Annotated in this window: 18 protein-coding genes; 5 read left to right on the top strand and 13 right to left on the bottom strand. The window is 34.7% G+C overall.

Annotated features, from left to right (window positions below):
* Positions 1 to 4: 4 nt before the first annotated feature.
* The 3 genes from R2Q59_RS12630 to R2Q59_RS12620 all read right to left on the bottom strand — a co-directional run bounded on the left by R2Q59_RS12630 (position 5) and on the right by R2Q59_RS12620 (position 5,815).
* Positions 5 to 559 carry an NUDIX hydrolase gene (locus tag R2Q59_RS12630; RefSeq protein WP_316785756.1) on the bottom strand — a complete coding sequence of 185 codons (555 nt, stop codon included), beginning with the start codon at positions 557 to 559 and terminating at the stop codon, positions 5 to 7.
* A gap of 334 nt (positions 560 to 893) precedes the next feature.
* Positions 894 to 3,302 carry an outer membrane beta-barrel protein gene (locus R2Q59_RS12625; RefSeq protein ID WP_316785755.1) on the bottom strand — a complete coding sequence of 803 codons (2,409 nt, stop codon included), beginning with the start codon at positions 3,300 to 3,302 and terminating at the stop codon, positions 894 to 896.
* Positions 3,303 to 3,322: 20 nt separating this feature from the next.
* Positions 3,323 to 5,815, bottom strand: a complete 2,493-nt coding sequence (locus R2Q59_RS12620; RefSeq protein WP_316785754.1) for an outer membrane beta-barrel protein — start codon at positions 5,813 to 5,815, stop codon at positions 3,323 to 3,325.
* A gap of 95 nt (positions 5,816 to 5,910) precedes the next feature.
* Here R2Q59_RS12620 and R2Q59_RS12615 point away from each other — a divergent pair, with 95 nt between their 5' ends.
* The 3 genes from R2Q59_RS12615 (at position 5,911) to R2Q59_RS12605 (ending at position 7,311) form a co-directional block, all read left to right on the top strand.
* Positions 5,911 to 6,510, top strand: coding sequence for a thioredoxin family protein (locus R2Q59_RS12615; RefSeq protein ID WP_316785753.1), 600 nt, complete (start codon positions 5,911 to 5,913; stop codon positions 6,508 to 6,510).
* Between the two features lie 129 nt (positions 6,511 to 6,639).
* Positions 6,640 to 6,894, top strand: a complete 255-nt coding sequence (locus tag R2Q59_RS12610) for a DUF6364 family protein (RefSeq protein WP_316785752.1) — start codon at positions 6,640 to 6,642, stop codon at positions 6,892 to 6,894.
* Positions 6,895 to 7,311 carry a PIN domain-containing protein gene (locus R2Q59_RS12605; RefSeq protein ID WP_316769474.1) on the top strand — a complete coding sequence of 139 codons (417 nt, stop codon included), beginning with the start codon at positions 6,895 to 6,897 and terminating at the stop codon, positions 7,309 to 7,311.
* A 130-nt stretch (positions 7,312 to 7,441) separates the two neighbouring features.
* On the opposite strand, the gene R2Q59_RS12600 is transcribed toward R2Q59_RS12605, so the two are convergent.
* Positions 7,442 to 7,723, bottom strand: coding sequence for an ATP-dependent Clp protease adaptor ClpS (locus R2Q59_RS12600; protein ID WP_316769472.1), 282 nt, complete (start codon positions 7,721 to 7,723; stop codon positions 7,442 to 7,444).
* A gap of 142 nt (positions 7,724 to 7,865) precedes the next feature.
* Here R2Q59_RS12600 and R2Q59_RS12595 point away from each other — a divergent pair, with 142 nt between their 5' ends.
* Positions 7,866 to 8,912, top strand: coding sequence for a beta-ketoacyl-ACP synthase III (locus R2Q59_RS12595; protein ID WP_316785751.1), 1,047 nt, complete (start codon positions 7,866 to 7,868; stop codon positions 8,910 to 8,912).
* Positions 8,913 to 8,961: 49 nt separating this feature from the next.
* Positions 8,962 to 9,906 carry a Smr/MutS family protein gene (locus R2Q59_RS12590; protein ID WP_316785750.1) on the top strand — a complete coding sequence of 315 codons (945 nt, stop codon included), beginning with the start codon at positions 8,962 to 8,964 and terminating at the stop codon, positions 9,904 to 9,906.
* 157 nt (positions 9,907 to 10,063) lie between these two features.
* Here R2Q59_RS12590 and R2Q59_RS12585 read toward each other — a convergent pair whose 3' ends face one another.
* The 9 genes from R2Q59_RS12585 to R2Q59_RS12545 form a co-directional block, all read right to left on the bottom strand.
* Positions 10,064 to 10,966, bottom strand: a complete 903-nt coding sequence (locus tag R2Q59_RS12585; RefSeq protein WP_316785749.1) for a hypothetical protein — start codon at positions 10,964 to 10,966, stop codon at positions 10,064 to 10,066.
* 45 nt (positions 10,967 to 11,011) lie between these two features.
* Entirely contained in the window at positions 11,012 to 11,455 is a 444-nt protein-coding gene (locus tag R2Q59_RS12580) for a DUF1569 domain-containing protein (protein WP_316785748.1), read from the bottom strand.
* A gap of 1 nt (position 11,456) precedes the next feature.
* Positions 11,457 to 14,231, bottom strand: coding sequence for a hypothetical protein (locus R2Q59_RS12575; protein ID WP_316785747.1), 2,775 nt, complete (start codon positions 14,229 to 14,231; stop codon positions 11,457 to 11,459).
* A gap of 16 nt (positions 14,232 to 14,247) precedes the next feature.
* Positions 14,248 to 17,100 carry a hypothetical protein gene (locus R2Q59_RS12570; RefSeq protein WP_316785746.1) on the bottom strand — a complete coding sequence of 951 codons (2,853 nt, stop codon included), beginning with the start codon at positions 17,098 to 17,100 and terminating at the stop codon, positions 14,248 to 14,250.
* Between the two features lie 15 nt (positions 17,101 to 17,115).
* On the bottom strand, positions 17,116 to 17,991 hold the full coding sequence (locus R2Q59_RS12565; protein ID WP_316785745.1) for an SDR family oxidoreductase: 876 nt from the start codon (positions 17,989 to 17,991) through the stop codon (positions 17,116 to 17,118).
* An 81-nt stretch (positions 17,992 to 18,072) separates the two neighbouring features.
* Positions 18,073 to 18,846 (bottom strand): enoyl-CoA hydratase/isomerase family protein, encoded by a 774-nt coding sequence (locus R2Q59_RS12560; RefSeq protein ID WP_316785744.1) that lies wholly within the window; start codon positions 18,844 to 18,846, stop codon positions 18,073 to 18,075.
* The gene (locus R2Q59_RS12555) at positions 18,843 to 21,287 is read right to left on the bottom strand and encodes a TonB-dependent receptor (protein ID WP_316769449.1); all 2,445 of its coding nucleotides are present in this window, start codon (positions 21,285 to 21,287) and stop codon (positions 18,843 to 18,845) included. The genes R2Q59_RS12560 and R2Q59_RS12555 overlap by 4 nt, the downstream gene beginning before the upstream one ends.
* 7 nt (positions 21,288 to 21,294) lie before the next feature.
* Entirely contained in the window at positions 21,295 to 23,733 is a 2,439-nt protein-coding gene (locus tag R2Q59_RS12550) for a TonB-dependent receptor plug domain-containing protein (protein ID WP_316785743.1), read from the bottom strand.
* Positions 23,730 to 26,189: a carboxypeptidase-like regulatory domain-containing protein gene (locus tag R2Q59_RS12545; protein ID WP_316785742.1), complete on the bottom strand. Its 2,460-nt coding sequence runs from the start codon at positions 26,187 to 26,189 to the stop codon at positions 23,730 to 23,732. The genes R2Q59_RS12550 and R2Q59_RS12545 overlap by 4 nt, the downstream gene beginning before the upstream one ends.

Here is a 26,189-nt window from a genome sequence, read left to right as displayed (position 1 = left end):
TGGTTTAAATTTTACCTTCTTGTATTAATATTTTGGTTTTTAAAATAGCTGCAACGCTTATGCTATCGGTAATTTCTCCATTTAAAACCATTTGATAAGCAGCCTCAAACGGCATTTTTTTAATAACTAGTTGTTCTGTTTCTTCTGGAGATGATTCTCCTTCCGTCAAACCTTGAGCTAAATATATTATCGCATATTCATCAGAAACAGAGTTAGACAAATGCATGCGCTGAATTTCTGTGAAATTCGCTGCTGTTAAACCACTTTCTTCTGCGAGTTCGCGTTTAGCACTTTCAATTGGGTCAGCATCTAGAGGTCCGCCACCTTCTATAATTTCCCAGCTATAGGTTTTTGTTGGGAAACGAAATTGCCCCACCAGCCACGTATTAAGGTCTTCATCTAAAGGCAAAATGCCAATCGCGAAATTTTTAAAATGAACTTCACCATAAATTCCTGCACCCCCAGACGGATTTAAAACTTGATGTTCTGTCAACGAAATCCAGTTATTGTCGTATATTTTTTGACTGCTTAAAACTTTCCAAGGGTTATCCGTACTCATGAACGCAAGATACAGAGAATTATGAAGTCTTAGTTCTAGTTTTTAAATTTTGAAAAACAATGACAGTAGTTCTTGGCTGATAGAGTCCTGCTTTCCGCTTTACTTCGGGTAACCGCAAGGGTTACCCCTACGTGTTCGCTTTAATCAGGTTTATATTTTAACGGTAGTGGTTCTTGGCAAATGCAACCAGACATAGCTGCACAGGCCTAAGTTATCTAAACCCGATTGTATGAAGGCCACATTTTTTCGTGGCCGTAAGAAAAGCGGGGCAGAACCTATGATTGAAATGCTGAAACTGCTTTTCAAAAAAAGAATTATTTATAAGTGTTAAGCTTTATTGTTTCGGCGCTGGCGGAATAACAACTTTATTAACTTTCACTTTTGTAAAACGATAGTTTAAGCTAAAGTTTACATTGCTAGAGTTGTTGGTAGAAAAACTTTGAGAAACGAAGTTTAAACCTTGATTAAATGATTCGTTATTCTTGTTTCTGAATGGGTCTTGTGTACTAATTCTTACGCTCAATGTGTTTTTAAAGAAACTTTTTCTAGCACCAAAACTGCTGTTTATAGAACCTTTGTTACGCCCTTGGGCTGTGATGTTATTCGCATAGTTTAAGTTAGATTCGAAGGCGGTTTTATAAGGCAATTGCATCGAAATACCTATAGAACCTCGTAAACTTAAACCATCTCTATTCAATGATGAATTTAATGTAGAACTGTATTTACTTTGGATAACGCTGAAGTTTCCATTTGTAGAGATTTTATTGGTAGGGCGGAAGTTCCCGATTAACATTAAGGCAAAAGATTGGTTTGTACCCACATTATCAAAAGTGCTTTCTGAAATACCATTCGGATTTACAATTCTATATCTTTCGATAACACCGCTACTGGTTGAGTAAGAAATACGTGGGGTAAACGACCATTTTAATCCGAAAGCACCAAAACTCAAATCCATTTGATGGGTGTAAGACGGAGATAAATCTGGGTTTCCGTAAGAGATATTTAAGGTATCTGCATTGTTAACCTGTGGATTTAGGGCAAACTCCCTTGGTCGGTTGATCCGCACACTATAAGTTGCGCCAAAATTATATCTCTTTTTAAAAAATCGATTGACAGAAACGCTGGGAAAAGCACTTAAATATGGTTTAACATTGTAGCTGGCACCAGTAGACAAGTCGAAGTTTACGTTTGTATATTCGGTCCTTATGCCACCTTTTAAGCCCCAACCACCTTTTCGATAATTATAAGAGGCATAACCTGATAAGATGTTTTCGTTGTAAAAAAACTTGTTGGTTAGCTTTTGGTTGGTGATGTATTCTTGTGTTTGATAATTAAAATTCTGGACCAATAAATCGTTATCGTTCTTGCGATAATTATAGGCAAGTCCGAATTCTAGTTGGTCGCGTTTTTTAAAAACAGGTTTATCATAATCTAAGTTAAAAGTTAAGCCGTCGTTACCAACTTGATTGTTGTTTTGCTGTAAACTCGGGTTTAGATTTGCTGGGAAAGCGTAAGTTCTATTGTATGAACGCAAATCGTTATTCGAATTGGTGTTAACGGTAACGCCAATAGTCATTTTGCCACCAACAGTATCAAGTTGTAAATTATAATCTGCATTAAAGACGAAGTTATTGCTATTGCCATTGCCAAGGTTTTGCTGGTTGCGCAGGCGAGTAGCAATCTGTTCTTCATTTAAATAATAAAAGTCGTTTCCAGAAATGCTATTGTTACTATTAATGTTATAATTCGTAGAAAGCCGAAGGCTTTGTTTTGGCGTAATATCCCAATCAAAACCTACCCTAAAATTACCACCTTCGTTTTCATTTCTATTGTTGTTAAACTGATTGTAATAGAAAGTAGTGTCAGGAAAAATATTTGTTCTATAACTTTGGCTATTACCCTTTCCAATGTTCTGACGATAAGAGCCACCACCATTTATGTTGTAATTTTTACCACGATAAGAAGCAAAAGCATTGGTGTTTGTATTGCCTTGTAAACCAGCATTTACCCCAATGTTCCCATTAAAGCCCACTTTAAAGCCTTTTTTCATTACAATATTGAGGATACCTTCTCCGTCTCCAGAATATTTAGATGGTGGATTTGTCATCACTTCGATTTTCTCAATAGCATCTGATGGAAGCACATTTAATAGATCGGCAATGTTTGATGTCATGTAATCTGATGGTTTCCCGTCAATAAAAACCCTGGTACTTCTTTTACCAGAAATGGTGGCATTTCCATCTATATCAACTTGTACCATTGGCACATTTTTAAGCACATCTGTAGCTGTACTTCCTTCGGCTAAAACAGAAGAGCCAACATTATAGGTAATTACATCGGCACCAAATTCTACCAAAGGTTTTTGGGCAGTAATAACAACTTCATTTAAATTACTTTGTTCGCTGGCCAGTTTTAAATTTCCAAGGTTTTTGTCGAAATCTTTCTCAGTAATAATAATTTCATTTACAAAAAGATTGGTATAACCAACATAACTAACCTTTATTCGGTAAGTGCCAACTTTTAAATTACTGATTTTGAAGAAACCATTTTCATCACTCTGTGTAATGGAAAGCGTTTGTTCATTTGTGCCTTCGTATAAAGAAACTGCCGCATAAGGAATGGGTAATGCGCCCACTTCTTCAATAACTTTACCTCTAATAATACCTTTTTCGGCAGCATTAGTGCTGAAGGAAATTAAGCTAAAAAAGGCAAAGGCTAAAAAAAGTTGGGACAATCTCTTCAAGGTATCGCTAATATAAATGTTTAAAATGACTCTTCATCAGGACGAGAACCTTGTTCGTCGGCTTTTTTAGTTTTCTTGAAGCTAAAATCGGTTTTACCAAAGCGATAAGAGAACGTTAGATTTGCTTGGGTGCCACCAAATAAACGACTAAAATCTACAATAGAAGTTGACCCAGTAGTTTGCATTTGCCATTTTCTGCTTGCAAAAACATCTCTTACATTAAGACTTAAACTTGCCTTTTTATTCAAATCGTATTTAGCACCAGCATCCACACCGTACATCGCTTTTCTTATGCCTTGCGCCATTACTTCTCTAGAGCGATATTCGCCTCGAAGTTGAAGTGTTACGCCGTAAGGTAATACAAAGTTGTTGGTTAGGTTGGTGTTATAGCTAAAGCCCGAGTTTTCTACTATACCAAATGCAGGTACTCCTTTTATTTTGCTTTGGTAAAGATTAACGTTTGCTGTAAAGTTCCAAGATTTAAATAAGTCGAATTTTCCAATTAACTCTAAACCGCTGTTGATACTTCTGGTTAAGTTTTGCGGAGTTGTAATGGTAATTCCGTTTGCGTCTGGTTCAGTTCTTATGCGTTGGATTACATCATTAGTTTGGCGCATATAAACTGATGATATCAACGAAAACTTTGTCCAAAACTTGCTATGGCTAAACTCAAATGCGTGTACATCTTCAGGTAATAAATTTACATTTCCTTGTCTGTAATTTAACGGATTAGAAACATCTAAGAAAGGGTTAGTATCCCAACCTCTAGGTCTGTTTACTCTACGGCTATAACTCAATTGTAATTGGTGTTCGCCTTTTAATTTCTGAGTTAAAAAAACGCTAGGGTATAGACGTGTATAAGCTACTCTGCCTGGAATGTAGTTAAGGTTAGAGTTAATGTCATAAGCTCCCAAACGTGTATCCAAGGCTGCATCTTCTGCCCTTAAACCAACTTGATAACCGAAATTATTAATCTGATTTTGATAATTAACATAAGCCGCATGAACTTGGTCTTTATTGTTAAACTCATTGCTCAAAGCGTAATTAAAATTAAACTGACCATTAACTGGGCTTAATTCATCGGCGTAGGTAGAACTTTTTGAAATACGAACTTGACTACGTAAACCGGCTTCAATTTTACCTGATTTGCCTACTGGCAATGTATAATCTAATTGGGCATTGTAGTTTCTGTTAAAGTTTGATCTATCGGTTTGTTGTATGTCTATATTATTAACTGCTGTTCCGTTGGTATTATAGATGTTTGTATTGTAAATTTGAAAACTATCATTATTACCCTGTGAAAAGCCTAAATTAACTGTAAGTTCTTCTTTAGGTTTTTTGAATTTTTGGGAGAAATCTACGTTCAAGTCAACACTTTTTCCATCTCCGTTTTCAGCATTTCTTCTTCTGCTTAATTCAAGTGGGTTTTTTGCAGCGCCCAATTTATCAATGTTCAAAAACTCGTTTTCATCTTCATTTCTAAGGTTAAAACCAGTTGAAAAGCTGACAACACTTTTTTCTGCTAGATAATAATCAATGCCTGCTTTTAAATTATGACTTTTATTTAAATCTTTAGAGTTAGAAAGTTGGTCGGCAAAACCAGTAGGAATGGAATTGATTGGGTTAATGTAATCGATGTTGTTGTAACCACCACCTATACGATTTCCGTAACGATAGCCGTAATTTCCGTAAAGATTAATTTTACTGTTTTGGAAACTTAAGCTGGTGTTAGCATTATAATTATCACGATTTCCCGCTGATAAGGCAAGTGAACCATTAAACCCAAGTTTTTTGTTTTTCTTTAAAACAATGTTGATGATACCAGACTGCCCTTCAGCATCATATTTTGCTGATGGATTTGTAATCAGTTCTACACTTTCAATTGAACTAGCAGGAATTGATTGCAGGATTTGAGCAACATTACCGCCAGCAATTAATGATGGTTTACCGTCTATTAAAACCTTAACACCAGCAGAACCACGTAAACTTACATTGCCTTCTATGTCTGTTTGTACAGATGGAACATTTTGCAATAAATCTGATGCAGAACCGCCTTCACTTACTAAACTTTGGTCTACCGAAAAAACTTTTTTATCAATACCCAATTGCATTGTGGTTTTTGGAGCCGTAACCTGCACCTCATTCAATAAATTGCCTTTAGCAGGTTTCATTTTAATGGTGCCAAAATCTACTGTTTTAACAGCGTCTGATATAGAAACAGAGTCTCTAACCATCGTTTGAAAACCAACATAACTTGCTTTAAACGTGTAAGTGCCTTTTGGTATATTGGTTAAAATGAAATTACCATCGGCATCTGTTTGTACTCCTTTAACAATAACTTTTGTTTTTTTATCTAATAGTACAGCTCCCGCAAATGGGATAGCTTGATTTGTTTCGGCTTCAATAATTTTTCCGCTAATCTTACCTTCGCCTGTAGTTTGAGCGAATATTTTTACAGTGATTATACAAAATGCAAGTGCAAATAGCAGAACTTTGTTAGTAAAGTGTCTCATCTTAAATTTTTCTTTCCGTTTTCCTTATGAATTGACAAAGGTCGGCTTTGATGGTTTAAAAAAACGAGGCGTAACTATTTTATTACAGCTATTTTATGCTCAATTACAGTAATATTTTTGATAACGGAATGGATTATTCGAGTTATCGCGAACTAATCAACACACTATTTTTAGAAAACAAAACTACAGGTGATGACCATTCGCTTGGAATGTTGCATTATACCAAAATGAACATCCAAAGAATGAACAGAGTTGAAAAAACTACTGTTCTAAATCCTGATTTGCTGGAGGCAATCTCAAATGTAAAAGCAAGCTATAATTTCTTGGTGATTAGCGAAGGATGGTGTGGAGATGCCGCACAGATATTGCCTGTGATAGAAAAAATTGTTGCAGCCTCAAATGGAAAAATCTCTTTAAAGGTTGTGCTGAGGGACAAAAATTTAGAGTTGATGGATAATTACCTTACCAATGGTGGAAGGGCAATTCCTGTGCTTTTGGTATTGGATGAAAATAAATCCCCCGCTTTACCAAAATGGGGACCAAGGCCTCAAATTTTGCAAACTTTACTGAAACAATGGAAACTAGAAATTGAAGATGCTGGTTTAGTTGCTGAACAGTTACACGGTTGGTATGCGAAGGATAAAACGCAAGCTACACAAGTAGAGTTAACTGAGTTGTTAGGGAAGTTGGGTTAGTTTTTGGTTTTTTACCATTAGTCTATTCGGAGGAACTTAGGCTAAAGAAAATTAGTGACTTCAATTAAAGAAATTAAAATCAAAAATACGTACGTTTTTATTATATTTGTCCGTATAAATTTAATTATTATGGATTCGAAATTAACATTAAAGCTTAATGAAAACATAATTGAGCGAGCAAAGAAATATGCATCAAATAAAAATTTGAGCTTGTCACGATTAATTGAAAATTATCTTGATTCCTTAACACGCGAACAGAGTGATGATTTTGAAATCTCACCTTTTGTAAAAAGTATTTCAAGCGGGAAAAGCATTCCTGTGGAAGCTGAATATAAAAAGTTAAGAGAGGAGTACGTCGACTCTTTAGACACAAAACACCAATAAATGCAAAAGATTTTTTTAGACGTAAATATTGTGATTGATTTTTTGGGTGAAAGGGAAACTTATTACAAGCCCGCAGCTAAGGTTTTGACTTTGGCAGATAAAAAGAAAATCAAAATTTATACTTCTCCCACTTCAATTTCTACAACATATTACCTGCTTACTAAATACGAAAATGCAAAGGTTGCGTTAGAAAAAATTAGACGGTTTAAATTGTTGTGTTCAATTTCTGCGATGGATGATGAAGTTATCGAAAAAGCAATCAATTCTGATTTTAAAGATTTTGAGGATGCAATGCAATACTTTAGTGCAGTCGCATCTAATTGCGACTTGATCATTACCCGAAATGAAAAAGATTTTAAAAGTGCTTTAATTCCAGTGATGAATGCTGAAAGTTACTTGCAAACACTTAAAAAGTAATTAAAATTAGGGTACATAAACCAACTGAAAATCTCTTCGTAAGCCTTTATGATTACAAATTGCTAGAAAAATTGGGAGATTGTCTTTAAAATAAAGTCATCAACTATGCTCAGACTGATATTGTTATAATTTAATCAACAGAAACTGTTAATCCTTCTTGTTGTAAAATCTTTCTGTAAACTTCCATTTCTGTAAAAGAACCTTCTAGTACAGCGCATTTGCCTTTGTTGTGAACTTCCCAAGCAATTTTTTCAGCTTGAGACTCGTTGTAATCTAAGTATTTCATCATGCACCAAATCACATGTTCGAAAGTATTTACATCATCGTTCCATAATATTAAACGATGAACAGTTTTTAAAGAGGTTAAAATCTCTTCGAGTGTAAATGTTTCTTCCTTTGTTTCTGTTGACATGGTACAAAAATAAACAAATTTTTAGTAGTTAATAGCCCATAGTTGGTAGGCAATGGCAATAGTTCGTAAGCAATTTATCTATCGACCATTAACCATAGACTATGAACCAAAATAATTACATTTGTTATCCAAATTAAAACTTATGCAAAGTTCCAAAATCGCCGGCATTGGTTATTATGTTCCTAAGAATGTGTATACCAATAATGATTTATCTCGTTTCATGGAAACAAATGATGAATGGATCCAAGAACGTACCGGCATAAAGGAACGTCGCTTTGCGGATAGATTGGGAGAAACCACCACCACAATGGGGGTTGAGGCAGCAAAAATTGCAATAGAAAGGGCTGGCATTACCACACAAGATGTAGATTTCATCATTTTCGCCACTTTAAGTCCAGATTATTATTTCCCAGGTTGTGGTGTTTTATTGCAACGGGAAATGAAAATGAAGGAAATTGGAGCGCTTGATGTTCGCAACCAATGCTCTGGATTTTTATATGCCTTATCCATTGCCGATCAATTCATCAAAACTGGAATGTATAAAAACATTTTGGTAGTCGGTTCAGAGAAACACTCGTTTGCCATGGATTTTGAAACCCGTAGCCGCAATGTATCTGTAATTTTTGGAGACGGAGCAGGGGCAGTTGTCTTACAGCCAGCAAAAAAAGAAGGACAAGGAATTTTAAGTACACACCTGCATAGCGATGGCGCTGATGCAGAGATTTTGGCGATGTTTTATCCTGGTGCAGCTGCAAATAAATGGATGCCCGAAAAACCTGGTTATCCTGAGCAAGAATTGGGCGGGTTATTTATGACAACCGAACAATTAGAGGGTGGAGCCGCCTTGCCTTATATGGATGGCCCGGCGGTGTTTAAAAAAGCAGTGGTAAAATTTCCTGAAGTAATTAGGGAAGCGCTAGCTGCGAATAATTTAAAAGCTGAGGATATTGATCTATTGGTGCCACACCAAGCTAATTTGAGGATTAGCCAATATGTGCAACAACTGTTAGGCCTAAGCGACGATAAGGTTTTTAATAATATTCAAAAATATGGAAATACAACAGCTGCATCTGTACCCATTGCCTTATGTGAAGCTTGGGAAGCTGGTAAAATTAAGGAAGGCGATTTAGTTTGTCTTGCTGCTTTTGGCTCAGGGTTTACTTGGGCAAGCGCACTGATTAGATGGTAGACCAATTTGCAGTATACAACAATAAAGCAATTTAACAATAAGACAATTTATGTTCAAGCTAGGTGATTTTGTTCGTTTTGTAGACGAAAAGAGAGAAGGATATGTTACTCGTGTAATTGATGCGTTAACATTAGGTGTAACGGATACAGATGGATTCGAAATTCCAGTGGCGATAAGTAATTTAACCCACGTACACGGGCATAATTCAACGGTTGTTTCACAGGGTGATAATCAAAAGCCTGTAATTGTTGATGAAGAATTTAAAGAGATTGGCGTTTTTTTGGCAGTTGCCGAAGATTCAAAAGCAAGTGCGGTTGCCCATTTCACGTTGATAAATAATACCTCTTACCAGCTATTGCTAAGTTTAAAAACTGATAAGAAAGGGATTTATAAGGGTGAATTTGCAAGTACCATACAACCCAAAACGAGTACGCAACTATACAGTGCTAACTTGGGAGATTTAGAAGTTTGGCCAGAATTCATTTTTCAAGTTTTATATTTCTCAACGGCTAATATTAAGCCGAAAGATCCGATAAACCTAACCAGAAAATTTAAGGCAAAGGATTTTAGTGGTGCTAAAAAACAAGTCCCAGAAATTAATAAATACGCATGGCTGATACAATTAGATGAGCCAGTTCCGCTAATTGATGCACAAAAACTAAAAGAAAGTTTTTTCAAAGCTCCGTCTACCAAACCTGTTGTTGCACAACCAAAAACAGAAATAGATTTACATATCGAAAAGCTAAGGGACGATCATCAATTTTTAGGTCAGGCTGAAATTATTGATATTCAACTATCATATTTTCAACAAATGCTGGATGCTGCAATAGTCCATCAAATGCCCTCAATTGTATTTATACATGGCGTGGGGAATGGAACATTAAGGCATCACATTCACAAAACCATAAGCAAACATCCGCAGGTGCGAACTTTTATGGATGCGCAAAAAGAAAAGTTTGGCTTTGGCGCAACGGAGGTAATTTTTAAGAGTTAATTTTCGCTTTTTATTAAGATTGATTTCTTTTTGGTCAACTTGAATGTTTTTCCGTTTAAAGTATATGAGCAGTTTATTCTTTGCGTTTTGTTAACATTGCTCCCATCAGTATATTCATCATCCGATGTGCCATTAATGCCACAATTACATCCTTGTGTTAAATCACTGGTATAATATGATATATATTTATTCTCCTGAGTTTTTTATCATAATTAATAACTGACGTTTCGTCATCATAATCGCTATTAGGAATGTTTGTATTATTGCTTCGAGTTCCTACTGAATAATTAAAATCTTTTATGAACTTCCCATTGTTATAATGCACAAAGTCAACATAGCTTCCAATACATGTTGTACACCCAACAACACTGCCTATTAATAGATATTTGACACCTTGCTTGGTATGCAATGTATCTATTGTGCCATAACCATCGGGGTTAAAGACATCGTCCCCTTGTTCTTTCGAAACGAATAAAGGTTTAAATTTTTGTTCTCCCTTATCGATATTGTAATAAATAATACTCAACATACTTCTATATGTGCCACCTGTTCTTTCATCAAATGAAAAACTATATAATTTATTATCTGGAGATTTGGCTGTTATTAAATGATTTTTTAACAAAAGACTTAAATCATATTGGCTGACATTTTTCCAATTTAATATTCGCTCAATATTTGAAAGGATATGATTAGAAAGTATTGCTGTAATTTCAAAACCATCTACACTGTCTTTCTCTATTGTTTTAAGTTCATCAATTAGTTTTCTATTCAGCTTTAGTTGATTTATAGAATAATTTTTAGAAAGATTAATGGTATCGTAAGTTGTAAAAAGATCTTCCGTTCCTTTTACAATTTTAGCTAGCTGTGGGTCTGCAAAAATAAGTGTATCTGTTTTTTTAAGCTTACCACTCTTACTAAGTAACTTCCAAGCATTTAATTTTGATTCTGTATGCTCTGTATTTTTTTTCTGTTGGCAGGCAACAATAAAAAGTGTTAATAATATATAAATGGTAAGCTTAGAAAAGCCTTTTTTAAAAACAGCTTGCGTAGATTTTTTCATCAATTGAAAATTTGGCTTTGGCGCAACGGAGGTAATTTTTAAAGTTTAAACCCCAAACTGGCGCAAGTGGTGATCGGTATGTTTCCATAACAAAACATCCCACTGCTGTGTGCTCATTTTACCAAAAATTGGATGTTTAATGGCAAGGTTATCTTTTTGAGCATCGAACTTGTTAATTAAGTTGATGAGGTTTTGTTTTTCGGCCTCTAAATTTGGATCGTAGCTCACTATAAAACTTTTGTGAGTTGGCAGGTTTTTCTCAAAAGGTTCTTCCTTCATTATTTTCTTTTTAATGATGGGGCCTAAGATTAAAAAGATTAAGCTGCTACTTAATTTCAATTCGCCAATACCAACTTTTATTGGGGCTTGTGCATGTACTAACATTTGCGATGCCGACATTTTGCCCCATTCTCTTTCACTATCTTCGCTTAATGATGCAATGCGATCTATGATTTCTTGACGTTCTTGAGGGTTGAATAAAGATTTCATGCTATTTAGATTCCGTTTTGTTGATGACTTTAATGATACTCTTTTGATAACCAAATCTACCAAATAAATCAATGCCTTCAATTTTTATGGTATAAGTGCTCGGTTTATCGGCTGTATAAAAGGATACTTTTGCTTTGCCATTTTCATCAGTAACCACATTAGCATCCCAAAAAATGGTTGAACGGTAATCTGCTGTTGAGTTATTTTGACTTGTATATTTTGGACTATAAAATTCTTTTGAAATATATAAGGGTAATGGTCTAAATACATATACACCATTGGCAGTGATAATCCAAGGCCCTTTTCCACTACGCGTTTTAATGTCTAAAAAATAATAAGCACAACCTTTATAAATATTAATCTCTACAATATCTTGTGCACTTAATCGGTTAAATATATAGTTGTTAACCTCAAATACTTCAGGGTATTTACTTGTTTTACTTATGCCTGTAACATTATAATCATCTTCCAAATATTGCGTAAGCGCCAAGGTATTTACATTATCAACAATTACGTGAGAAATGAGTTTACCACCAACCAAGAAATTACTAAAATTATGACGACTGGAGCCTGTGTCACAAAAGTTTGCCCAAATAGTTCCAATTGTAAATCCATCAATTTTATCCTTTAGCAAGTCCATCAAAGATTTTCGAGGCATTTTTTTTAGTTCTTCCTCATCAATTTTTAATTTTAGATTGGCGTCCCAGGCACTCGTTTGCATGAACGCTTCTGTTTTTGCTTTGCCTTTTATGGTAACCTCTTTTAACATGTTTCCCTCTAATTGAAGCCTTTCTGGGGTTTTGGCATTTAATTTTTCTGAAACCTTGTAATAATTCAAAGTTGTGCTATCCGTATTAACATACCAAGGTTTTACATTGTTAAAAGTGGTAATATCTGCTGCTGGTATAAATTCATCAAGCGCAATATTGGCAGATGATGTTTTACCCTTAGCATTTTTTATCTTAATGGTGTAAGAAACGCTATCTACAAGAGGTAAGTCTTTGAAGATAAATTTTCCTTCAGAATTACTAACTGTATCCATCACCAAAATATTTCTACCTAAAGAAAGTAAAGTAAGGTTAATATTAGGTACAGGTTTTTTTACCAAGTTGGTTAATATTCCTTCTATTGTATTTCCCTTTTCTGCTTTAAAAGATGGTATTAAGTTCTGCTTTAATATTTCGGGCCAATTATAACCAACCCATGCCTGAGTTAACAATAGTTGATCTAGCGCTTGTAGTGTTGCAGGATCATTATTTTTAAAATACCACCCAGGTTCTTCTATTAACCCCTTGATATCACTTTGCAACAAAAAATGGCTAATTATATTGTTTTCATCTTCAATTTGTTTTACCTGCCCATTATCGGTTACTGTTATGGCGAAACTACCGCTTAAGGGTAATCCATCTTCTTTAGTGGTTAAAATCTCTAACGAAACACTATCTTTTTGAGTAAATGTGCCCTTGTTTGGTGTTATAGAAACATTTATTTTTTGATTTCTATTAATAAATACTTGTCGTTCATTTAAAGGTTGTTGATCTGGAGAGAATAAGGTAAAATGAATAATTCCGTCTGGAAAGTCTTTTTTTGGAACTTTAAAGGCAATAAAACCATTTTTTAAACTTAACGTAGTGGTCATTACGTTTTCATTGCCAGCTTGAGCCAATAATGTGTAATTTTCCACTCTTTTTGTCTCGCTTGCCTTGATATAGATGTATAGGGAATCTTTAATGGAAAATGGTTCAATTCTTAATGTAGTCCCTTCATCTCTCGCAATAGGTAGTAATTGTTTCTGTTCCTTACCAGACTGGCTATAGATTGCGAAATAACTTTCTCCTTTTTGTGGCAATAGATAAAAACTTCCCATTCCTTTATGTGAGGATTTTAATTCTGCTAACAATTCATTTTTGCTATTCACAATTTTACCCATGATATCTTTGCCAAAGCCATCAGCATTTATTGCCTTAAATGCAATCTTTCCAAATATATCATTAACCATATAGCCTCCTTCTGGCATAAATTGCAAATCAACCTGGTCAAGGTCTTGTATGATTAGTGGTAGTGTTAATTTTCTTGAATTATCTTTTTTATCAATGATGATGAAGCTATATTTCTCATTTAATTTATTATCACCTAATGGAATTTGTGTTTCAATTAATCCATCAATGCTCGTCTGAAAATCAGCTTTCATTAATCTTTTTTTTCCATTCATTAAATGAATCTCAACATCTTTTAGCCCAGCGGCCTCATTTTTAATATTTGTAATTCTTAATTTTAAATCTATTGTTGATTTTGATGTGGAGATATTCAGTTTTTGATATGAATCTAATAGCCAAGTTTTTTCATCGGCTTTGCCTATGTATAAACTTTTTTGAAAATAGTACCGACTACCAAAATTCTGTTGCCAATTGCTGTAAGCCCTAATGGTATAAGTGCCTTCCCTGAATTTTTTCTGTAGGGCAAAATCACCATAGCCCAAACCATTGTTTAAGGCAATCACCCTGCTTTCCACAAATACTAAACTATCATTAAATAGCTCTACATATATTTTATCGGTACGATTGTTTAGGGTATGATCTCCATTTAGCAAAAAGCTTTTAAACCAAAGTGTATCTCCGGTATTGTAGTACGGTTTATCAAAAGAGAGGTAAAGCTTTTCTATGGGCAATTTTTCACTATGTGATTTAATTTTTTCTAATAAGGGAACAGCCTGTTGAGCTTGTACGCCACTTATGATAGTTATTAAGATAATGAAGTTAATAAGGAGCGTTTTCATAAGAGCGGGTTTATAATTATTTTGAATCTGATTGATTGGCTATCTTAATGTTACTTTTTTGGTAGCCAAACCTGCCAAGCAAATCGGTCCCCTCAATTTTTATGGTGTAAGTGCTTGGTTTATCTGCTGCATAAAATGATATTGTGGCTTTTCCATTCTCACCCGTTACCACATTTGCATCCCAAAAAATGGTAGAGCGATAATCTGGAGTTGAAATGTTTTTATTTGCGGTATATTTCGGACTGTAAAAATCTTTTGCCCTGTAAATTGGTAGTGGTCTATGTACATAAATTCCTTGCGTGGTAACAATCCAAGGGCCCTTTCCACTTCTGGTTGTAATGTCTAAATAATAATTACTAGCACCTCTGTACACGTTGATGTGTTTAATGTCCTCTGCGCTTAAAGTATTAAATATGTGCTTGTTGGTGAAGAAGACCTCTGGATGAAGCGCAGTTCTACTTACTTGAAATTGATTTGACTGATAAGGGACATTACCGATTTGATCGTCTGTACCAATAGCGACAAAATGTGTGTTTATACCATCAATCATTACATGAGAAAGTAGGAATCCACCAATCATGTAATTATAAAATTCATGTCTACGTGGCCTAGAAGGTGGAGGATATTTCACTCCGTCTATTTCATATGGTTGAATTCCAAAAGGTCCGTCGGCATAGTAATTCCCAACCGTTAATGCTGGTATTTTCTCGTTTAGCAGATCCAGTAATGTTTTTCTTGGGATCTTTTTTAATTCTTCCTCAGTAATCTCTTTTATGAATTTTGAGTCCCATGCTGTTTTTTGCTTGAAAGCATTAAGTTTTAACTGTCCTTTTATTTCCACTTCCCTAAGCATATTACCTTCTAGTTTAAGCCTTTCATTTTTTGCGGGTGCGATTAATTTCTCTGCATTTTTGTAATAACGTAAAGTGGTACTGTCGGCATTTACATACCAAGGCTTTATTCTGTGTACGTAGGTAATGTCCTTTGCAGGTTCAAATTCTTGTACAACTATGTTAGCCAATGCAGTTTTGCCCTTTGCATTTTTTATCTTGATAGTGTAGGTTGCGCTGTCTAGGTAGGGAAGGTCTATGAATTTAAATATTCCATCGGCATTGCTGGTGGTATCCGTAACAAATATATTCTTGCCCAAAGACATGAGTGTGACGTTTATGTTGGGAACTGGGTTTTTTAGGAGATTGGTGAGGCTTCCTTCTATACTGTTTCCTTTTTCTGCCTTAAACTTTGGTTTTAAACTTGCCTTAGTTATGTCGTCCCATTGATAGCCAATCCACCCTTGTGCCAACAATAAATTATCAAGTGCTAACAGTGTTGATGGTTCTTCGTTACTGAAGTACCAAGCTGCATCCTCGATGTTTCCCTTGATGTCGCTTTGGAGAAGGAAATAACTTGCAATGTTTTCGCTATTTGTGTCTTTTATCTGCCCGTTGTCTGTAACCGAAACAGAGAAGCTGCCACTTACTGGGCTGCCATCCTCTTTTGTAGCAACTAGCTCTAGAGATACGCTGTCCCTTAGTGAATAGCTGCTTTTATTGGACTTTACCTGCAGGTTAATCTTCTGCTTCCTATTAATAAATACTTGTCTTTCATTTAAGGGTAGCTGATCGGGCGATATTAGCGTAAAATGGATAATCCCATCGGGGAAATCTATTTTTGCAAGTTTTAACAGCCCGAAGCCTAGCTTAAGGTTTATGGTTGCGGATATGATGGTTTCATTTCCTGCCATTGCTAATAATTGATAATTCTCAAGTCTTTTTTCTTCGCTTGCCTTTATGTAGATGTATATTGAATCCGGTTTAGAAAACCGGTCAATTCTTAATGTCGTTCCTTGAGATTTAACAGGTGGCAACTGTACTTTCTGCTCCTTTCCGTTTAGGTTAAACTGGGCGAAATAAGTTTCCCCTTTTTTGGGAAGTAAGTAGAAACTGCCCATACCCTTGTGTGTTGTGGTAAAGTCAGCGACAGCTTCATTTTTATCATTCGTGATTTTGCCAGAAATATTTTTTCCCAAGCCATCTGCACCGATAGATTTAAAAGCGACCCTGCCAAAAATATCATTAACCATAAAACCTCCTTCTGGCATAAACTGCAGATCTACTTGATCTACGTCTTGCAAGATGATTGGTAGCGCCGATTGAATGGATTTGTCTTTTTTGTTGATAATGAGAAAATTATAATTGCCCATTATCTTATTTTCTCCTAATGGGATTTGAGTTTCTATCACACCACTTACTGAAGTTTGAAGGTCGGCCTTCATTAGCCTTTTTTTATTGTTCATGAGGTAAACCTCCACATCCTTTAAGCCCGCTGCTTCATTCTTCGTATTTGTTATTCTTATCTTTAAATCAAGCGTTCTTTTAGCATTAGAGGTGTTTAGCTTCTGATAGGAGTCCAAAAGCCAAGTCTTGTCGCCAACATTGCCTATATAAAAGCTTTTTTGGAAGAAGTAGTCATTCCCAAAGTTCTGTTGCCAGTTGCTATAGGCTCTAATGATGTAGGTGCCGTCCGCTAATTTGTTGTTCAACGCAAAATCTCCATATCCAAGCCCGTTATTCAATGCAATTACTCTTTTTTCGATTAAAATTAGGCTGTCATTAAAAAGTTCTACATAGATCTTATCGGTTCTTTTGGTTGCATTTAAGTCGCCGTTAAGCAAAAAACTCTTGAACCAGAGTGTATCGCCAACGTTATAATAAGGTTTGTCAAAAGATAAATAAAGCTTTTCTGTTGCAAATATTTTTTGATATGCCTCAACCTTGTTAATAAAACTGTTTGATGCCTGTGTTTGACCTCTCAAGTTGATGGAGATAAAACCAAGCAAAATAAAACTGAAAAGATTGAAAGCTTTCATTCTAATTCAATTGAGTTAGCTCCCTTTAGCAGATCTTGTCATTTGTTCAAGCATATCCCACATTTCATTTGGAATGGCTTCCAGTCCATTCATTTGTCCTGCACCTTGTAACCATTCGCCACCATCAATAGTTATCACTTCACCATTAATATAGCCTGAAAAATCACTGATTAAAAATGCTGCTAAATTAGCTAGCTCTTGGTTATCTCCAACTCGTTTAAGTGGCACTCGGTTTTTAAAATCAAATTTCTCTGCCAAATCTCCAGGCAACAATCTATCCCAAGCGCCTTTTGTTGGAAAAGGACCTGGTGCAATTGCATTTGTTCTAATCCCATATTTACCCCATTCTACGGCTAAAGATCTGGTTAAAGCTAAGACTCCACCTTTTGCACAAGCAGAAGGAACTACATAGGCAGAACCAGTAAAGGCATAAGTTGTAACAATATTTAAAACAGTTGCAGGTTGTTTTTCTTTTATCCAATGTTTACCAAAAGCTAGGGTGCAATTAACAGTTCCTTTTAAAACGATATCTATTATACTAGAAAAAGCATTGGCTGATAAGCGTTCTGTCGGAGAAATAAAATTACCCGCAGCATTATTTAATAAACCATCAACTTTACCGAATTTTTCTAAAGTTTTTGCCAATACATTTTCAACTTGGTCATAATCCCTTACATCACATTGTACAGCTAAAACTTGTCCGCCAGTATTTGCCGCCATTTCATCAGCAGTTTTCTGCAATACTTCTAATTTTCTACTTGTGATAACCAAATTGGCACCAAGTTTTAGAAAATAAATACCCATTGCTTTTCCAAGCCCTGTACCACCACCAGTAATAACTATTGTTTTGCCTTTTAAAGCATCGTCTCTTAACATTGGTTGATTAAACATTTTAGTAAAAATTAGATTGAGATATGAGAATTGTGAACTGCAAATTGCCAACTGAAAACTATAAGTTGTTCTAAAAGCTTTTTATGAGTTTGTGGTTTTTCTTTGAAGACTATCGATTATGGTTTTTAGAATAGCTCTTGTGCTTGGCGACCACCATTGCTTAAGCATGATTTCTAGATCAGCGCTTTGATCAGCGCTTGTACTTGCAATTAATTCTTTGCGGATATTTAATTTGCTTTGTGACCAAGTATTGCTCTCATGAGCCATATATTTTCTGGCTTTTCGCTCGGCAGCGGTTAGGATACTTTCCGGTTTTACCAGCTCATCAACTAATCCGATTGTTAAAGCTTCCTCTGGATTAAACAATTTCCCTTCTAGCAAACTTCTTGTGGCATCGGCCTTACCCAACCAAAAAGAATAAAGATCGAAAATGCAAGTAGGCACAATTATGCCTACTGGAACTTCATTTAAACCTATGATGTATTTCCCTTCTGCCATTACTCGTGCGTCGCAAGCTAAGGCGATTACACAACCACCAGCAGGACTATGGCCATTTATTGCTGCTATTAAGGGTTTTTTGAATGCTGTTATTTTAGCAACAAAAGTTAAGAACAAATTCCAAAAGCTTTTGGCTTCTTCTTCATTGTAGTTATATATTTCTATAAGGTCTAAGCCAGCGGAGAAAAAATGATCTTTACCAGTTATCATTACTCCTGCAATATTTGAGTCAGCGTCAATGTTGGTTAGTATATCTGTTAATTCTGTAACCATTTCGCGGTTTAAAGAATTTGATTTTCCTCGATTTAAGGTAATTATTGCCAACCGATCTTTAATAGTTACTTCTATTGTTTTCATAAGTTTTGTTTTACTTGGTAAGTATATACTTTTCTGCCAATATTTCCATAAGTATCCATTCCTTCTACAGTAATTCTGTACGTGCCTGGTGTACTTGCGTTAAAGAAATTGAAAGTTGCTTTACCATTTCCATCTGTATTTAAATTAGGCTTCCAATAAATTGTACTACGTAAGTCTAGCATTTCTTGATTGGTTTTAGGATCATCATAATCAGGCGAATAAAACTCTTTAGTTGCAGTAAAACCGCGGTTGCTAATTTTAACCAAATTTGTTTGAACATTGGTTGAAGGTCCGCCCCCCATTTTAGTAGTAATATAAACAATACCCCAAGCTCCATCAGACCCGTAAACGGATAAATTAAACATAGAGGTTAAAACTTCTATCCCTGCTATATCTTGTGGATTCATTGCTTGTAATATGCCTGGAAAATCCCTTTGATTAATTTGAACGCCATCAATAATTAATAACATGGGCGGTTGGCTAGTTATGGACAATGATGATCTTCTAACCGCAGCTTGTTTAACCATATTATTTACCACCATTACACCAGGCACCCTAGTAAAAACAGAATATATATTTGTCTCGTATTTTAATTTATCACCACTAATTATATAGTCGGCGGCACCGCTTCTGTTTGCAGAGTTAGGTACATTAAGTAGCGGTTTTAGCGCCCTTTTACCGGTAATAATAACAGGCTTTAATAAAATGCCTTTATCTAGCTTATTAAACTTATTAAGTTCAAAAAACATCTCTTTGGTGCTTTGTAAATAAGGCAACATATTAATGGAGTTACCAATATACTGATGATTAATTATTGGAGCCCTGTCATTTACACTGATATTTATTCTCGGGTTATTTTTGCTTGATTTGCTATGTATGATAAATGTTGCGGTGTCTGGTATAGCTAGCTTGTCAAACACAAAATTCCCTTTCGCATCTGATAAGGTATCTAAGTTGAATCTATACGATGAACTGTTAGAAAACATAATTACTTTTGCATTTGATAAAGGCTTATTTCCCCATGATGTAATCTTACCGGCTATCTCCAATGATTTTTCTGGTCTGAAGTTCATTTCTGGCTCTTTTTGGTTGCTAATGTCATTCCAGTTGAATCTTCTCCAGCCTTGTGTTAACAATAAATTATCGAGTTGCTTATCTCTATTCTGATTTGCTGGATTGAAATAATAATTAGGTTTTTCTATAAACCCTTTTAGATCTGCGGTTAATAAGAGGTTTGACATAATCGTTATCTCTTCATCTTCGTTAACCTGTACTTTATCTGCATCGGTTACTGAAACTGAGAAATTACCATCGATAGGATTGTTGTTTGCATCAGTAACAAATAGACTTAAATCCACTTTCTTTTTAATGGTGCTAGCACTAGTATTATTTTTAACCTCAATTTTTAAGGCGTCATTGTTGTTTACAAAAATTAAGCGTTCTAGAATAGGTTTGCTTTCTGCATTAAATAAAGTAAACTGAACTATCCCAGTGGGGAAATTCTTTTTTGGGATATTAGCAGTAAATACAGCATTATCTATTTTAGTGGAAAATGAAGCATACATTACACCATTAGATTGGGCAACAACAAACATTTCTTTACCGTCTACTAAATCTTGGCTACATGAAATATTTAAATTGATATTTTCATCGACTGTGTTAATTGCTAAACCGTAACCACTTTCAGCAACTTCTGGAAAATTAAATGCTTTTAAATTTCCATCAGCCATTAGTACATAAGCTGTATAATGCTCTTTAGTTGAGGGCATTAATGCAAAAACACCCATACCCATATTTTCTGTAGTAAATTCTGCAACTTTTTCTTTGTTTCTATTTAAAACATATCCAGAAAGATTAGCTCCCAAGCCATCAGAAGTTATTGCCTTTACACCTACTTTGTTTCTAATGCCTGCAACTAAGTTTCCTCCTTCTGGGAAGAATTTAATGCTTAAGTCTTGTTTCTTCTCCTTTAATTTTGCAGTCGGAACTGGGTCTAATATATTTCCAATTTTTATAAACTTTTCAAAATAAAAATAATCGGCATAATTGCGCATGTAATTGGTGTAGGCACGAATGCGATAGGTACCAGAGGTTAATGAATCTATTAAACTTATGTTACCACTTGCCGTGCCATTCTCTACTGAAAGCGTAATTTTTTTCATCAACAGGTTTTGATTGTCAATTAAATCAACATACAGTACATTACTTAAAAATGAAGGTTCGTTTTTTTCTGCGGTTACCAGATAGGCTTTAAGCCAAATGTCTTCGCCGATAGCATAATAGGGTTTATCTAAGTGTAAGTGAACCTTTTCTTGAGGATAACTTGAAGTTATTTTGGCAAGGTGCTTCAATAATCTTTCGAGTGGAGTTTCATCAATTTTAAAGCCTAGTAAGAAAAAAGGCAAAACAAATAGAAACAAAAGTTTAATTCGGTAATGCATAAGCTATTTAATTAGGTTGACCAACTTTATAAGTAAGTACTTTTCTGCCAATATTCCCAAATGCATCCATCCCTTCTATGGTAACTCTATAAGTTGTGGGGCTGCTTGCATTAAAATAACTAAAGTTTGCAATCCCTTTGGCATCAGTATTTATATTTGGGTTCCAATATATTGTACTTCTTAAATCTAGCATTTGCTGATTGATTTTTGGATCATCATAGTTAGGCGAATAGAATTCTTTCTTAATTGTAAAGCCACGGTTTCTAACGCTTGTTGTATTGGTTGATGGCGGATTTACACCAGTACTTCCATTTTTTGTGGTAATAAAAACAATGCCCCAATAGCCATCCTCTCCATATACAGATGTATTATAATTACTTGTTAAAACTTCAATCCCTTCAATGTCAAGAGGATTAATTGAAGAAATAAACCCTGGCTGTTCTGCCTGTTTAACATATACTCCATCTAATATAACAAGCATAGGTTGAGGAGGTAGTGTCATAGAAACTGTTCTGCCTGATGCTCTATAAATCATCCCATTTTTCACCAAAACCCCGCCAATTTTACTAAAAGCATTTAAGATGTTAGTTTCATAGTTTAACTGATCGCTTTTTACTACCTTATCAGCGGCTCCACTAGCATTAGCAGAGTTTGGAATGTTAATTAATGGCTTCAGCGCTCTCTTGCCAACAATATTTACGGTGCTAAGCAAAATTCCCTTATCAAGTAAATTGAACTTATTGAGTTCATAAAACATTGCTTTTGTATTTTCTACGTATGTTGAAATGTCTATTGCATTGCCTATGTATTTATTGTTGTTTACAACAGGGTAAGGATTAACTTTTAGGTTGATGTTTTTGTTATCTTTCCCTTGTTTTGCTTGTAGAATGAATGCAGCGCTATCAGGAATATCTAACATATCAAAGACAAAATTTCCTTTAATGTCAGAAATCGTATCTAGTAAAAAAGTATAACCCTTAGTTTTAGAGAACATGATTACTTTTGCATTTGGCATTGGTTTGTTGCCAATTGAGGTTACCTTGCCTGCTATTTCCAAACTTTGCTCGGGTCTAAAAGTGATTTCTGGATCTTTTTCATTAATTACCTCTTGCCAAACAAAACGCCTCCAACCTTGTGTTAACAGCAAATTGTCTAAATGACTTTCTCTATCTGGGTTGGCAACATTAAAATAATAATTAGGCGCCTCTATAAAACCTTTTAAATCTGATGTTAATAAAAGATTTGATAGAATTGTCTTTTCTTCATCCTCATTTATCACAACCTTTGATACATCAGTTACAGCTACTGAAAAGCTTCCATCAACAGGATTTCCTGAGATATCAGTAGCTAAAATATCTATGGCAGATTTTTTTTTAACAATTGCATTCTCAGTATTCTTGATTTCAATGCGAAGTTCATCGTTGTGGTTTACAAAAATTAATCTTTCTGCAACAGGTTTGCTATTGGAATTAAAAAGCGTAACATGAACCATACCTGTTGGGAAATTCTTTTTCGGAATGCTTGCAGATAAAGAGGGCTTATCTACCTTGCTTGTAAATGAAGCATAAGTTATTCCATTTGCTTGTGCTACAACATAAACATCTTTCGAATCTACTAAGTCAACAGTGCTAGATATCCGAATGTTAATGTTTTCATTCGTTGTATTAACAGCTAAAGCATACCCAGTTTCCATAACTGCAGGCAGATCGAACGATTTACTTGTCCCATCGGCTAATGTTATAATCGCTGAATATTTTTCTAAAGCTTGTGGAATTAATGCAAATATGCCCATACCAGCGTGGGCAGTCGTAAATTCTGCAACCTTCTCCTTATTTCTATTGATAATATATCCAGAAAGATTAGCGCCTAATCCATCAGAAGTAACAGCTTTTACTCCAATTTTGCTTCTGATGCCTTTAATTAAATTTCCTCCCTCTGGAAAGAATTGAAGATCAAAATCTAACTTTTTTTCTTTTGTTTTATTAGTAATAATAGGGTCTAAGATATTTCCAATTGTAATAAATTTTTCAAAGAAGAATTGATCATCATAATTGCGCATATAATTGGTATATGCCCGTACCCTGTATGTGCCAGCACCAAGTGAGTCTATAAGGCTAAAATTTCCTGAACCGAAACCTTTATCAATTGAAATGGTAGCTTTTTTTAGAATTTGATTTTTGTTATTTATTAGATCGAGATAAAGAACTTTGCTGAGCAATGATGGTTCGTTTTTTTCTGCAGTTACAACATAAGCTTTAAACCAAATGTCTTCACCAATAACATAATAAGGTTTGTCGAAATGTAAGTGGACTTTTTCTTGAGGATAAGTAGAAGTTATTTTCGCTAGTTGTTTTAACAATTTTTCGAGTGGCGTTTCGTCAATTTTAAAGCCGAATATGATTATTGTTAGGAGGGAGAGTGCAATTAGATTAAATTTTGTTTTCATAGTGATTTATTATTGTTTGGATAGGTATATGTTTTTCTTCCTAAGTTGCCAAAGCTGTCCATCCCTTCTATTGTTACTTTATAACTTTTTGCGTTAGAACTAGGGAAGTTGATGGTCGCTTTTCCATTAACATCCGTGTTAACGTTTGGATTCCAATAGATTGTACTTCTTAATGTATATGCATTTGGTTCTTTATTATCCTTGTTTTTAGGATCAAATTTTGGAATGTAAAATTGTTTTGAAGCAGAGAACCCATAATTAGAAATCTCTGCTATATTATAAGTTTTAAAGGAAGGATCATTAATGATTGGTTCTACGGCACCAGATTTAGTTGTGATGAGAATTACCCCCCAATAACCATCATCATAAATTGCCGTATTATAATTTGAGATTAAAATTTCTATCCCTTCTACCGTTGAAGCGGGCATCCAACCTAGTGATTCCTGGGATGCAAGTGGCGAACCATCTAGAATAACCAACATTGGTTGCTGTTTACCTTTAAAGTTTGGTGCTATGGAGGTAGTATTTTTTATTGTTCTTATAATTTTACCTTCTTCTATTTTTACCCCAGGAACACCAAAGAATAGTTCGAACATCGTACCGCTTTTATCTTTGAAGCGTTCTTTTGGAACTACATAATCGGCACTTCCATTTCTACTCTTTGAATTGGGAATATTTATGATAGGTTTTAACTCCTTTTTTTTATTGATATTGACAGTTTTAAGCTTAATACCTTCAGGACTAAATTGGGATAATCCATTATATTGTTCTTTTGCATTATCAATGTAACTTTGAAAAGCGAGCTGACGATCAAAATGTTTTTTCACACTAATCGTCGGCTCTTCATCTAAAATAAGCTTCACATTTTTATCTCCTTTTCCCGATTTAGCTTGTACAATAAAGTTAATACTGTCTGGTATATCTAACCTATCAAATGAAAATCTACCCATACTGTTCGAGACAGTGTCTAAAATCAAATCGAAGCCATTTGTAGTAGACATTAATACTACTTTGGCATTGGCAATAGGATTATTTCTCAAATCTGTAATCAAACCAGAAATCTCTAGACTTCTTTCCACATTATAAGTTATACTTCGATCTTTATTATTAATAAGATCTCCCCAATTAAATCTTCTCCAACCTTGAGTAAGCAAAAGATTGTCTAATTGACGCTCTTTATCGTCATTTATATTGTTAAAATAGTAATTTGGTTGCTCAATAAATCCTTTTAAGTCTGAACTAAGTAACAGGTTAGAAAGTATTGTGTTTTCATCATCTTCATTAAATGAAACTTTGCTTTCATCAACAACAGAAACTGAAAAATTTCCATCTATTGGGTTGTTGTTAATATCAGTTGAGGTTAAGTTTAAAATGCTGTGATTATTTTGGATCTTAGTTTTTATTTCAGTAAGGTTAATCTTTATTTGATCTTTATGATTTATGAAAACCACACGCTCTGCAACAGGTTTTAAATTCTCAAATAAGGTAAACTGAATAATCCCAGTAGGAAACCTTGATTTTGCTATAGCAGCGGTAAAAATTGGACTATCAAAATTTGTTGTAGAGGTAAAATATGTTATTCCATTGCATTGTGCTGTCAGATTTAATTTTTGACCTTTAACTAAGTCTGAATTAGAAGCAATTTTTATTGTTAGATTCTCTGAAGAAGTATTTATGGACAGATTATAGCCCTGTTCCTCAATTTTTGGAAAATTAAAAGAAGATGTAGTGCCATCGACATTAACCAAAACAGCTTTGTAGTTTTTTCCTTTAACAGGGCTTAATGCAAATACGCCCATACCAGCATGTTCTGTTTCGAAGACTGCGACTTTTTGTTTTGTCTCATCAATAATATATCCAGTAACATTTTTTCCAAAACCTGTTTCGTCAACTGCTTTTACTCCAATTTTACTTCTTATACCATAAATCATATTTCCACCTTCTGGAAAAAACTGAAGATCTATAATGCTTTCATTGTTTTTAGTGGTTTTTGGTTTAATAGTTTCTGTTAGGTTTTGCAAGTTAATTTTTCTTTCAAAGAAAAAATCATTGTCAAAATTGCGCATATACTTAGTGTATGCCCTAATACGATAACTACCAGAAGCCAAGGAATCAGGAATGGTTAAATATCCAGAGGCCTTCCCACTATCAATATTTAAAATAAGTTTTTTAGCAACTTTATTATCAAAATCTAATAAGTCAATATGCAGTATCTTGCTAAGGTTAGAAGGTTCATTCTTTTCTGCGGTTACAACATACGCTTTTAGCCAAATATCTTCACCCATTACATAATAAGGTTTGTCTAAATGTAGATGAACTTTTTCTTGGGGAAATTTCTTTGTAAACTCTTCTAGCTTTTTAAGAAGCAGGGTTATTGGATCATCATCAGACATAAATGCTGAAAAACTCATTAAACTTAATGCGCTTAAGAAGCAAATGAGAATCCTTTTTTTCAT

Source organism: Pedobacter frigiditerrae (assembly GCF_032678705.1).
Taxonomy (GTDB): Bacteria; Bacteroidota; Bacteroidia; order Sphingobacteriales; family Sphingobacteriaceae; genus Pedobacter; species Pedobacter frigiditerrae_A.
Note: the sequence above shows the minus strand (reverse complement) of the source record. Positions and strands in the feature narration are given on the sequence as shown.